The following is an 11,611-nucleotide window of genomic DNA, read 5'->3' as shown; positions in this document are numbered from 1 at the left end:
TCAAATTAGGTTTCAATGATACGAAGTGACCATTGAATCTTCGGATTCAGCACAGTCAATTCAAACATTACTTTATGTAATGTTCAGTATTCATTGAGCCAACAAAATCTTAAATTGAAGAGTTTGATCATGGCTCAGATTGAACGCTGGCGGCAGGCCTAACACATGCAAGTCGAGCGGAAACGAGTTAACTGAACCTTCGGGGGACGTTAACGGCGTCGAGCGGCGGACGGGTGAGTAATGCCTAGGAAATTGCCCTGATGTGGGGGATAACCATTGGAAACGATGGCTAATACCGCATGATGCCTACGGGCCAAAGAGGGGGACCTTCGGGCCTCTCGCGTCAGGATATGCCTAGGTGGGATTAGCTAGTTGGTGAGGTAAGGGCTCACCAAGGCGACGATCCCTAGCTGGTCTGAGAGGATGATCAGCCACACTGGAACTGAGACACGGTCCAGACTCCTACGGGAGGCAGCAGTGGGGAATATTGCACAATGGGCGCAAGCCTGATGCAGCCATGCCGCGTGTGTGAAGAAGGCCTTCGGGTTGTAAAGCACTTTCAGTCGTGAGGAAGGTGGTAGTGTTAATAGCACTATCATTTGACGTTAGCGACAGAAGAAGCACCGGCTAACTCCGTGCCAGCAGCCGCGGTAATACGGAGGGTGCGAGCGTTAATCGGAATTACTGGGCGTAAAGCGCATGCAGGTGGTTTGTTAAGTCAGATGTGAAAGCCCGGGGCTCAACCTCGGAATAGCATTTGAAACTGGCAGACTAGAGTACTGTAGAGGGGGGTAGAATTTCAGGTGTAGCGGTGAAATGCGTAGAGATCTGAAGGAATACCGGTGGCGAAGGCGGCCCCCTGGACAGATACTGACACTCAGATGCGAAAGCGTGGGGAGCAAACAGGATTAGATACCCTGGTAGTCCACGCCGTAAACGATGTCTACTTGGAGGTTGTGGCCTTGAGCCGTGGCTTTCGGAGCTAACGCGTTAAGTAGACCGCCTGGGGAGTACGGTCGCAAGATTAAAACTCAAATGAATTGACGGGGGCCCGCACAAGCGGTGGAGCATGTGGTTTAATTCGATGCAACGCGAAGAACCTTACCTACTCTTGACATCCAGAGAACTTTCCAGAGATGGATTGGTGCCTTCGGGAACTCTGAGACAGGTGCTGCATGGCTGTCGTCAGCTCGTGTTGTGAAATGTTGGGTTAAGTCCCGCAACGAGCGCAACCCTTATCCTTGTTTGCCAGCGAGTAATGTCGGGAACTCCAGGGAGACTGCCGGTGATAAACCGGAGGAAGGTGGGGACGACGTCAAGTCATCATGGCCCTTACGAGTAGGGCTACACACGTGCTACAATGGCGCATACAGAGGGCGGCCAACTTGCGAAAGTGAGCGAATCCCAAAAAGTGCGTCGTAGTCCGGATTGGAGTCTGCAACTCGACTCCATGAAGTCGGAATCGCTAGTAATCGTGGATCAGAATGCCACGGTGAATACGTTCCCGGGCCTTGTACACACCGCCCGTCACACCATGGGAGTGGGCTGCAAAAGAAGTAGGTAGTTTAACCTTCGGGGGGACGCTTACCACTTTGTGGTTCATGACTGGGGTGAAGTCGTAACAAGGTAGCGCTAGGGGAACCTGGCGCTGGATCACCTCCTTATACGATGATTACTCACGATGAGTGTCCACACAGATTGATACGGTTTATGTAAAAGAGACGATACTGGGTCTGTAGCTCAGGTGGTTAGAGCGTTCGCCTGATAAGCGAGAGGTCGGTGGTTCGAGTCCACTCAGACCCACCAATTCCCTTCCCAAGGAATTGGCATACAGTATCGACACACCTTGATGGGGCTATAGCTCAGCTGGGAGAGCGCCTGCCTTGCACGCAGGAGGTCAGCAGTTCGATCCTGCTTAGCTCCACCATCTTTAAGCGCATTAGCGATAGTGCTTTTAAAAATGGTTCTTAAATGAATCTAGCTCTTTAACAATTTGGAAAGCTGACAAAATAATCTTTAAGATTATTTGTAAAGTTCTCAAAGTATTCCTAATGGAATACAACTAAAAACACATTCAAGTGTTCTTGGAATTTGAGTCCGGCAAAATCGTAGTTTGGCTCTGCTTTTTAAAGCGGAAACAAACTAATGTCTCTCGCTCATTCAAATAATGAGAGACAACTTTGGTTGTTTAACATCAATTCGAAACTCCTTCGGGTTGTATGGTTAAGTGACTAAGCGTACACGGTGGATGCCTTGGCAGTCAGAGGCGATGAAGGACGTATTAACTTGCGATAAGCCCAGATTAGGCAGTAAAAGCCACTTGAGTCTGGGATTTCCGAATGGGGAAACCCACTTACATAAGTAAGTATCGTTATGTGAATACATAGCATAACGAGGCGAACCGGGGGAACTGAAACATCTAAGTACCCCGAGGAAAAGAAATCAACCGAGATTCCGAAAGTAGCGGCGAGCGAAATTGGACTAGCCCTTAAGCTTTACACGCGTTAGACGAACGGTCTGGAAAGGCCGACGATACAGGGTGATAGTCCCGTAGTTGACGATGTGTGTTCAGTGAAATCGAGTAGGGCGGGACACGTGATATCCTGTCTGAATATGGGGGGACCATCCTCCAAGGCTAAATACTACTGACTGACCGATAGTGAACCAGTACCGTGAGGGAAAGGCGAAAAGAACCCCTGTGAGGGGAGTGAAATAGAACCTGAAACCGTGTACGTACAAGCAGTAGGAGCAGGCTTTGTCCTGTGACTGCGTACCTTTTGTATAATGGGTCAGCGACTTATATTCAGTGGCAAGGTTAACCATCTAGGGGAGCCGTAGGGAAACCGAGTCTTAACTGGGCGTTCAGTCTCTGGATATAGACCCGAAACCAGGTGATCTAGCCATGGGCAGGTTGAAGGTTGAGTAACATCAACTGGAGGACCGAACCGACTAATGTTGAAAAATTAGCGGATGACTTGTGGCTAGGGGTGAAAGGCCAATCAAACCTGGAGATAGCTGGTTCTCCCCGAAAGCTATTTAGGTAGCGCCTCGGACGAATACTACTGGGGGTAGAGCACTGTTAAGGCTAGGGGGTCATCCCGACTTACCAACCCTTTGCAAACTCCGAATACCAGTAAGTACTATCCGGGAGACACACGGCGGGTGCTAACGTCCGTCGTGGAGAGGGAAACAACCCAGACCGCCAGCTAAGGTCCCAAATTACTACTAAGTGGGAAACGATGTGGGAAGGCTCAGACAGCCAGGATGTTGGCTTAGAAGCAGCCATCATTTAAAGAAAGCGTAATAGCTCACTGGTCGAGTCGGCCTGCGCGGAAGATGTAACGGGGCTAAGTAGTAAACCGAAGCTGCGGCAATATACTTTTGTATATTGGGTAGGGGAGCGTTCTGTAAGCGGTTGAAGGTGTGTGGTAACGCATGCTGGACGTATCAGAAGTGCGAATGCTGACATGAGTAACGATAAAGGGGGTGAAAAACCTCCTCGCCGGAAGACCAAGGGTTCCTGTCCAACGTTAATCGGGGCAGGGTAAGTCGACCCCTAAGGCGAGGCCGAAAGGCGTAGTCGATGGGAAACGGGTTAATATTCCCGTACTTCTTACAATTGCGATGGGGGGACGGAGAAGGCTAGGTGGGCCTGGCGACGGTTGTCCAGGTTCAAGTGCGTAGGCTTGAGAGTTAGGTAAATCCGGCTCTCTTTAAGGCTGAGACACGACGTCGAGCTACTACGGTAGTGAAGTCATTGATGCCATGCTTCCAGGAAAAGCCTCTAAGCTTCAGATTGTAAGGAATCGTACCCCAAACCGACACAGGTGGTCGGGTAGAGAATACCAAGGCGCTTGAGAGAACTCGGGTGAAGGAACTAGGCAAAATGGTACCGTAACTTCGGGAGAAGGTACGCTCTCGACGGTGAAGTCCCTCGCGGATGGAGCTATTGAGAGTCGCAGATACCAGGTGGCTGCAACTGTTTATTAAAAACACAGCACTGTGCAAAATCGTAAGATGACGTATACGGTGTGACGCCTGCCCGGTGCCGGAAGGTTAATTGATGGGGTTAGACTTCGGTCGAAGCTCTTGATCGAAGCCCCGGTAAACGGCGGCCGTAACTATAACGGTCCTAAGGTAGCGAAATTCCTTGTCGGGTAAGTTCCGACCTGCACGAATGGCGTAATGATGGCCACGCTGTCTCCACCCGAGACTCAGTGAAATTGAAATCGCTGTGAAGATGCAGTGTACCCGCGGCTAGACGGAAAGACCCCGTGAACCTTTACTACAGCTTGGCACTGAACATTGACCCTACATGTGTAGGATAGGTGGGAGGCTTTGAAACGAGTACGCCAGTATTCGTGGAGCCGTCCTTGAAATACCACCCTTGTAGTGTTGATGTTCTAACGTCGACCCCTTATCGGGGTTGCGGACAGTGCCTGGTGGGTAGTTTGACTGGGGCGGTCTCCTCCCAAAGCGTAACGGAGGAGCACGAAGGTGGGCTAATCACGGTTGGACATCGTGAGGTTAGTGCAATGGCATAAGCCCGCTTGACTGCGAGAATGACAATTCGAGCAGGTGCGAAAGCAGGTCATAGTGATCCGGTGGTTCTGAATGGAAGGGCCATCGCTCAACGGATAAAAGGTACTCCGGGGATAACAGGCTGATACCGCCCAAGAGTTCATATCGACGGCGGTGTTTGGCACCTCGATGTCGGCTCATCACATCCTGGGGCTGAAGTCGGTCCCAAGGGTATGGCTGTTCGCCATTTAAAGTGGTACGCGAGCTGGGTTTAGAACGTCGTGAGACAGTTCGGTCCCTATCTGCCGTGGGCGTTGGAGAATTGAAAGGGGCTGCTCCTAGTACGAGAGGACCGGAGTGGACGAACCTCTGGTGTTCGGGTTGTGTCGCCAGACGCATTGCCCGGTAGCTAAGTTCGGGATCGATAACCGCTGAAAGCATCTAAGCGGGAAGCGAGCCTTGAGATGAGTTCTCCCTGATACTTTAAGTATCCTAAAGGGTTGTCGTAGACTACGACGTTGATAGGCAGGGTGTGTAAGCGTTGTGAGGCGTTGAGCTAACCTGTACTAATTGCCCGTGAGGCTTAACCATACAACACCCAAGGGGTTTTGATGGACTCAATGTAAGAACATTGAATGTGTAATAACGAGAATTAAAAAACAGCTTTCCGAATTAAAGAATTTGCTTGGCGACCATAGCGTTTTGGACCCACCTGATTCCATTCCGAACTCAGAAGTGAAACGAAATAGCGCCGATGGTAGTGTGGGGTTTCCCCATGTGAGAGTAGGACATCGCCAGGCTTTAAATTTAAAGAGCCCGTTTGAAAGAACGGGCTTTTTTAGTCTTCAGGGACATCTTGATGCTGATATAGCTCAGGTGGTAGAGCGCATCCTTGGTAAGGATGAGGTCCCCAGTTCGAGTCTGGGTATCAGCACCATTTACAATTAGAATTTTACTTGGCGACCATAGCGCTTTGGACCCACCTGATTTCCTTTCCGAACTCAGAAGTGAAACGAAGTAGCGTCGATGGTAGTGTGGGGTTTCCCCATGTGAGAGTAGAACATCGCCAGGTTCTTATTAGACTCAAATAGTCTGACCAATGCGGAGCGGTAGTTCAGTTGGTTAGAATACCGGCCTGTCACGCCGGGGGTCGCGGGTTCGAGTCCCGTCCGCTCCGCCACTTATTCCAGACCTCAGCAGAAATGCTGGGGTCTTTTAGTTTGTGCTGAGTTAAGTTGGTCTTCGACCAATGAGTCCCGCAAAAGGTTTGCCCGTTGTCTGCAACCCGAGCCGCTCTGCCACTTATTCTAAAGCCTTGCTAGAAATAGCAGGGCTTTTTTCATTTAAGTTTATGTTGGCTCTTCAGCCGAAAGCGTCCCGTCGGAATGTCGACTCAGCCACTCCGCAATTTATCCAGCCCCTAGAAGAAATGCTGGGGTCTTTTGTTTGTGCTGAGTTAAGTTGGTCTTCGATCAATAAGTCCAGCAGGAGAGCTTGCCTGTGGCTCTGGTCTTCTGATATTCATTCCCGATCCAAGCAGAAATGCCAGGATCTTTTAGTTTGTGTTGAGTGACTTTACTCAGACCTATAAGTTCCTCGTGTTGGGAGCTTGCTTGATCTCAAGCTCTACAGATCCTCTGCTTATTCTGAACGTCAGAAGAAACCTCATGTTCTTTTTGCCCGCTGTCACCTGTCTTGAGTCTTAGTTAGAAAGGTAATACTTATTACTGTGGAATTTCAAAGATGGCTTATACGCTTGCATTGGTGTGTGATTGGGCGCTGTATGGTGAAGTCTCCAGTCGATCCATGTTTACGGTGTTGTTGGCGTAAGGTGTACTGATATAACTGCTTAGGATTAATTACAGAGCTTTCTCTGCTGAAATGAATTAGCACATTTCTCGGCTTAACAGTACTCGCGTCGGCTCTTAGTGAGTGTTTTTCTTGATTTATCGTTATAAAGAAAGAGCTTACTTTTAAAGCCTGTTCCTAGCTCTGTAAGCTCTCTAGAGCGTTACAGGTTGGTGATTACGATTATTATGGGATCATTACGCACTAACAACTTATAAAGTCATTGAAGGGCTGTTAGAGAGCCAATACTGGTATTTGATGAGTATCTATAGAGTGTTGATGCTGGGACTGAGTGTGAAGTGGATAATGAAAGAGGCAAATGTGATTTGTGCTGTTGCTAAGCCTTAGGAGCCATACTTCTATTTATATCGCGATCTAATAAGAGAGGGGAGTAAAGATAAACTTTCTGGCAGCATGTTGGTTAAGCAAAATTTTTAAATCTAATTACGCAGGGATACAGACTTGCTTGCGAAGAGAAGAAGAGCTATTCGGGAATTTTAAACGAAAAAAAAGCCGCATCAATGATGCAGCTTTCCAAAAGTGGCTCCTCCTGCTGGGCTCGAACCAGCGACCTGCGGATTAACAGTCCGTCGCTCTACCAACTGAGCTAAGGAGGAATTATCTTTTTAAATATTCTTATCTTTAAAGAAAGTGGTGCCGACTACCGGAATCGAACTGGTGACCTACTGATTACAAGTCAGTTGCTCTACCTACTGAGCTAAGTCGGCACGTTTTCATTAACAAGCAATAATCTTGCTAATTGAAAGTGGCTCCTCCTGCTGGGCTCGAACCAGCGACCTGCGGATTAACAGTCCGTCGCTCTACCAACTGAGCTAAGGAGGAATTGTCTTTTTAAGAATAAATGGTGCCGACTACCGGAATCGAACTGGTGACCTACTGATTACAAGTCAGTTGCTCTACCTACTGAGCTAAGTCGGCACACCTTATTCTTTTAACTATTGTTCGTGCAAAGCACCAACAATTAATAAATTGTGGTGCCCGGAGGCGGAATCGAACCACCGACACGAGGATTTTCAATCCTCTGCTCTACCGACTGAGCTATCCGGGCGACGAGGTGTATTAAACGGTTTTTCGCTTCTTAGGTCAACAATAAAATTCAAATAAAATATCGTTTGATGAAATTGTGCTCGGAGTGGGCTGTTTTTATGCGTTTTAAATGGTGATACACCTTGCTTTAAGCGTTCTTGGGAACTAAACGACGAGTTTGTTTGCCTGATTAGTAAGCCAAAAATAATAAAGCACGTTTGAAAACGTGCTTTAAGTTAGTAAATTGGCTCTAAGCTAGTGCTTTACAGAGAACTTATTCACCCATCCTTCCAGATCATTCGCTAAAGAAGCCAGGCTTTGAGTGCTTGTTTGACTCTCTGTGACCACTGAATTTAGCTGATAACCGCTTTCTTCAATCAGGTTTATGCGGTGTGCAATATCGTCGCTGACATGGGTTTGCTCCGCAGCGGCCGTTGCGATTTGTTGGCTCATTGTCGTAATGGCTTCTAATGCTGTCACTATCTGTTGTAGAGCTTCAGAAGCACTTTGGGACTGTGTGACTGTGCTTTGACTGGTCTCGGCGCAAATCTCCATTGTTTGGATAGCATGGCGAGAACCTTGCTGGAGGTTTGAGATCATGTTCTGGATCTCTTTTGTACTATCTTGAGTGCGGCCAGCAAGTTTGCGAACTTCATCGGCCACAACAGCAAACCCTCTGCCTTGCTCACCCGCGCGAGCGGCTTCAATGGCTGCGTTTAGCGCCAGTAAGTTAGTTTGCTCTGCGATATCACCAATGACATCTAAAACTTTGACTATGTTGTTTACATCCTGATCTAAATTAGCTACCGCCAGACTGGCTGTACTTAACTGATTTGCTAGTCCCTGGATATTATCCACTGTACTGCATATCAGTGATTGGGTTTGTTGGCTTTGTTTGTCTGCCTCATCCGTATTTCGCGCGGTATCATTTGCTGACGTTGCGACTTGATTAGCTGATGAGGCCATTTCTGTCATCGCTGTCGCAATCATAGCGGTTGATTCCTGTTGTGATAGGGTCAAATCAGCAATGGTTCCAGAGCGTGATTCAACTGCGGATAACTCTGAGCGCAGAGCGAGCATAGAACTATCGAGATTCGTTACCATTATGGCCAGAGACTGACTCATGTTCTGCACAGCATCGTAAATACTATCTTTTGGGGCTACCGTATCGAAACTTGTCTGTATATTGCCCTGAGAGACTGCCTGAACGGCTTGGCGTACGTCATGAGGCTCTCCTCCTAATACGTTCAGCATCTTGCGGATAGCGATGATTAGGCTGGTAAGAATAGCACCTGCGATGAAGAGGCATAGAACGAGTTGCCATTGTGCAGTAGCCCAAAATCGTGCATTTACCTCGTTAAACCCAATACCAGTACCTACAACCCATCCCCAGTGAGGCGTTTTTTCTGCTATTGAATGCTTCTCTTCAATGCTTCCGTCAGTTTGTGTTTGACTCCATGTATATTCGACAATCTGGCCTGTTTTGTTATCCAAAATATCTAATATTAATTGGCCAACGCTATTGTTATTGCTGTCTTTGAAGTCATGGAAGCTGGTGCCATGCAATTGTGGATCGAGAGGCGCAGCGACAAATACCATGTTCTCATCGGCAACATAAACGTATTCATTATCTTTATAGATATTGTTGCGAAGCAGGCGAGTCGCCAGTGCTTTTGCTTCATCTTCCGGAAGTTCACCACTTGCAGCCATTGCTTCTACTTCTGTCAGAATGCTATATGCGCTCTTGAACAGTTCTGTCACTCGAGCTTTGTTATCAAGGTTACTTGCAACTCTCAGAGTCCATAAACCTGTAGCGGTTAATGCGAGCAGCGCCAGCAATATAATCGCAGACAGTAAATAGGCTTGAGTTTTTAGTTTCATATTTGGGCTCACAAATGTTTTAGTTGCTATGCAAAGCATGGCTTATTTTAGAAATTGAATAGACAAGGCATCTTATTGAAGAAGGAAATGAGCGCCTACAAGTGCTTGTTTAAACTATGATGGAGATTAAATTTTTATCGTGAAATAAGTTTTTAGTAAGCGAGCTTTATATGTGGGGTGGTGAAAGTCGTGATTGGGTAGGGGAGAATGTATAGATAAAAAAAGCCGCATCATGTGATGCGGCTTCTTGAAAGTGGCTCCTCCTGCTGGGCTCGAACCAGCGACCTGCGGATTAACAGTCCGTCGCTCTACCAACTGAGCTAAGGAGGAACTATTCTGTTTGTGTCTTGCTAATCAATTAAATTAAGCAAGTGCACCAAATAATGGTGCCTCGAGGCGGAATCGAACCACCGACACGAGGATTTTCAATCCTCTGCTCTACCGACTGAGCTATCGAGGCAAAAGAATGGTGCCGACTACCGGAATCGAACTGGTGACCTACTGATTACAAGTCAGTTGCTCTACCTACTGAGCTAAGTCGGCACACTTTATTCTTTTTAGAAGAGTGGACTCTTCTTTTTTAGAATTCCAACTAAATGAAACTCTAGAAATTGGCTCCTCCTGCTGGGCTCGAACCAGCGACCTGCGGATTAACAGTCCGTCGCTCTACCAACTGAGCTAAGGAGGAATTATTCTTTTAACAACAAAAAGTTGTTTGTGTCTTGCAAATCAAATTAGATTAAGCAAGTGCACCAAATAATGGTGCCTCGAGGCGGAATCGAACCACCGACACGAGGATTTTCAATCCTCTGCTCTACCGACTGAGCTATCGAGGCAAAAGAATGGTGCCGACTACCGGAATCGAACTGGTGACCTACTGATTACAAGTCAGTTGCTCTACCTACTGAGCTAAGTCGGCACACTTTATTCTTTTAACTATTGTTCGTGCTAAGCACCAACAATTAATAAACTGTGGTGCCCGGAGGCGGAATCGAACCACCGACACGAGGATTTTCAATCCTCTGCTCTACCGACTGAGCTATCCGGGCAACGGAGCGCTATTAAACGGATTTTCCCGCTTTCCGTCAACCACTTTTTTTAAATAATTTCAAAAAAGTGGTTGTTCGAACGCTTTTTGTTCAACTCGTGCTAGAAAGTTTGCACAGAGTTAAATTCCTTTTTGAAATTTGTAACTTTTTCTAGGTAGCGTCGTGCTTCTGCATTGGGATGTTTTTTAGTTAGTGCCCAATAAACCTGGTTAGGTTGCAGAGAATTCAGATCCCGCATCGCACGTTTTCGGTCACTGCGGTTAAAGGTATTGAGAACGCCACCAGTACCGCCGTTGTACGCGGATATCATACTGTATTCGAGCGAGGTAGGGTGACTGACATCTTTTAAATAACGATTCTTCAAGATGTAGAAGTAAGCGGTTCCGGTATCGATATTGTTTTCTGGGTTAAACAAATACTCTGGGCTTGGTTGGCCCGAGCGATTTTTTACCAGCGCGAAAACGTCTCTGCCTGCTGTTTTTGGTACGACTTGCATCAAGCCATAGGCATTCGCCCAACTGACGGCATATGGATTAAAACTGCTTTCTGTTTTGATAATGGCGTAAATCAAATCTTCAGGGATGTCGTATTTCTCTGCAGCTCGGCGCACGATGTTCGCATATTGATAGCTGCGTTGGATGAAGTGATCTTCCACCATGGGAATTTCTACGTAGTACGCTTTTTTGAAGTCGACGTCTTTGGTTTTTATTTCGTGGTTAATCAGGTAATCGGCAAAGTGGTTAGCTCGCCATGACCACTGAATAGGCTTGTTATCTTGGTCGACGACTTGTTTATAGAGAAAAGGCTGACCTTCAAGTTTGATATCTTTGGAAGAAAACAGATCGACATTCGCCGGATCATCAGGAGTGAGTAGTGTTGTGATGATGGCGTTTTTGAGGTGCTTTTGTGGTTCGGTTGGCGAAACGGTTTCTATAGTGATAACGCCTTTTTGGAAATCAACTTCAGCGCGACTGAGGTAGTTATCGATATATTTTACGTAATTGCTTTTACCTGCGAGCTTAACTTCTCGTTTTCCCCATTTTTTTTGGATATTACCGGAGAAGCTATTGATCAACGAATCGAGAGCTGCGGTGTCTTTCTCAAATTGTCCTGGTAACTCGGCTAAGTTATTGGCGAAGCGATTGGTTGGCTCGTACTCGACATCATAAAACTTTTCGACGACCTCGCGACTACAGCCTGCCGTTAATAGAAGGGCTGCAACGATAAAGACAATTTTTTTCATGGCTAATTATTTGACGGGATGG

Annotated in this window: 2 protein-coding genes, 16 tRNA genes and 4 rRNA genes; 8 read left to right on the top strand and 14 right to left on the bottom strand. The window is 47.1% G+C overall.

Annotated elements, in window-relative coordinates; translation table 11 throughout:
- Positions 1–111: 111 nt before the first annotated feature.
- The 8 genes from DBX26_RS12990 to DBX26_RS12955 all read left to right on the top strand — a co-directional run bounded on the left by DBX26_RS12990 (position 112) and on the right by DBX26_RS12955 (position 5,701).
- Positions 112–1,664 (top strand): 16S ribosomal RNA (locus DBX26_RS12990).
- Between the two features lie 65 nt (positions 1,665–1,729).
- Positions 1,730–1,806: transfer RNA gene (locus DBX26_RS12985), tRNA-Ile, on the top strand.
- A gap of 45 nt (positions 1,807–1,851) precedes the next feature.
- A tRNA-Ala gene (locus tag DBX26_RS12980) sits at positions 1,852–1,927 on the top strand.
- Between the two features lie 294 nt (positions 1,928–2,221).
- Positions 2,222–5,112: ribosomal RNA gene (locus DBX26_RS12975) — 23S ribosomal RNA — on the top strand.
- Positions 5,113–5,205: 93 nt separating this feature from the next.
- Positions 5,206–5,321: ribosomal RNA gene (rrf, locus tag DBX26_RS12970) — 5S ribosomal RNA — on the top strand.
- A 61-nt stretch (positions 5,322–5,382) separates the two neighbouring features.
- Positions 5,383–5,458 (top strand) — tRNA-Thr (locus tag DBX26_RS12965).
- 18 nt (positions 5,459–5,476) lie between these two features.
- Positions 5,477–5,593, top strand: a 5S ribosomal RNA gene (gene rrf / locus DBX26_RS12960).
- The 16S, 23S and 5S rRNA genes sit together here with 4 tRNA genes alongside, the layout of an rRNA operon.
- A 31-nt stretch (positions 5,594–5,624) precedes the next feature.
- Positions 5,625–5,701, top strand: a tRNA-Asp gene (locus DBX26_RS12955).
- Between the two features lie 1,209 nt (positions 5,702–6,910).
- On the opposite strand, the gene DBX26_RS12950 is transcribed toward DBX26_RS12955, so the two are convergent.
- The 14 genes from DBX26_RS12950 to mltC all read right to left on the bottom strand — a co-directional run bounded on the left by DBX26_RS12950 (position 6,911) and on the right by mltC (position 11,589).
- Positions 6,911–6,986, bottom strand: a tRNA-Asn gene (locus tag DBX26_RS12950).
- A gap of 35 nt (positions 6,987–7,021) precedes the next feature.
- Positions 7,022–7,097, bottom strand: a tRNA-Thr gene (locus DBX26_RS12945).
- 39 nt (positions 7,098–7,136) lie between these two features.
- Positions 7,137–7,212, bottom strand: a tRNA-Asn gene (locus DBX26_RS12940).
- 20 nt (positions 7,213–7,232) lie between these two features.
- A tRNA-Thr gene (locus DBX26_RS12935) sits at positions 7,233–7,308 on the bottom strand.
- 54 nt (positions 7,309–7,362) lie between these two features.
- Positions 7,363–7,438: transfer RNA gene (locus DBX26_RS12930), tRNA-Phe, on the bottom strand.
- A gap of 233 nt (positions 7,439–7,671) precedes the next feature.
- Positions 7,672–9,297, bottom strand: coding sequence for a methyl-accepting chemotaxis protein (locus tag DBX26_RS12925; protein WP_118119406.1), 1,626 nt, complete (start codon positions 9,295–9,297; stop codon positions 7,672–7,674).
- A 254-nt stretch (positions 9,298–9,551) separates the two neighbouring features.
- Positions 9,552–9,627: transfer RNA gene (locus tag DBX26_RS12920), tRNA-Asn, on the bottom strand.
- A gap of 54 nt (positions 9,628–9,681) precedes the next feature.
- Positions 9,682–9,757 (bottom strand) — tRNA-Phe (locus tag DBX26_RS12915).
- A 7-nt stretch (positions 9,758–9,764) separates the two neighbouring features.
- A tRNA-Thr gene (locus tag DBX26_RS12910) sits at positions 9,765–9,840 on the bottom strand.
- Between the two features lie 69 nt (positions 9,841–9,909).
- Positions 9,910–9,985 (bottom strand) — tRNA-Asn (locus tag DBX26_RS12905).
- Positions 9,986–10,057: 72 nt separating this feature from the next.
- Positions 10,058–10,133 (bottom strand) — tRNA-Phe (locus tag DBX26_RS12900).
- Between the two features lie 7 nt (positions 10,134–10,140).
- Positions 10,141–10,216: transfer RNA gene (locus DBX26_RS12895), tRNA-Thr, on the bottom strand.
- Positions 10,217–10,270: 54 nt separating this feature from the next.
- Positions 10,271–10,346 (bottom strand) — tRNA-Phe (locus DBX26_RS12890).
- A gap of 100 nt (positions 10,347–10,446) precedes the next feature.
- Positions 10,447–11,589 (bottom strand): membrane-bound lytic murein transglycosylase MltC, encoded by a 1,143-nt coding sequence (gene mltC, locus DBX26_RS12885; RefSeq protein ID WP_118119404.1) that lies wholly within the window; start codon positions 11,587–11,589, stop codon positions 10,447–10,449.
- Between the last annotated feature and the right edge of the window lie 22 nt (positions 11,590–11,611).

The sequence above is a fragment of the Vibrio sp. dhg genome (genome assembly GCF_003443775.1).
Lineage (GTDB): Bacteria > Pseudomonadota > Gammaproteobacteria > Enterobacterales > Vibrionaceae > Vibrio > Vibrio natriegens.
This window is presented reverse-complemented; position numbering and strand designations above follow the sequence as displayed.

What these genes read in the sequence shown, in the direction of transcription:
- mltC (WP_118119404.1), bottom strand. Translation starts at nt 11,589, where the DNA reads ATGAAAAAAATTGTCTTTATCGTTGCAGCCCTTCTATTAACGGCAGGC.
- DBX26_RS12925 (WP_118119406.1), bottom strand. Translation starts at nt 9,297, where the DNA reads ATGAAACTAAAAACTCAAGCCTATTTACTGTCTGCGATTATATTGCTG.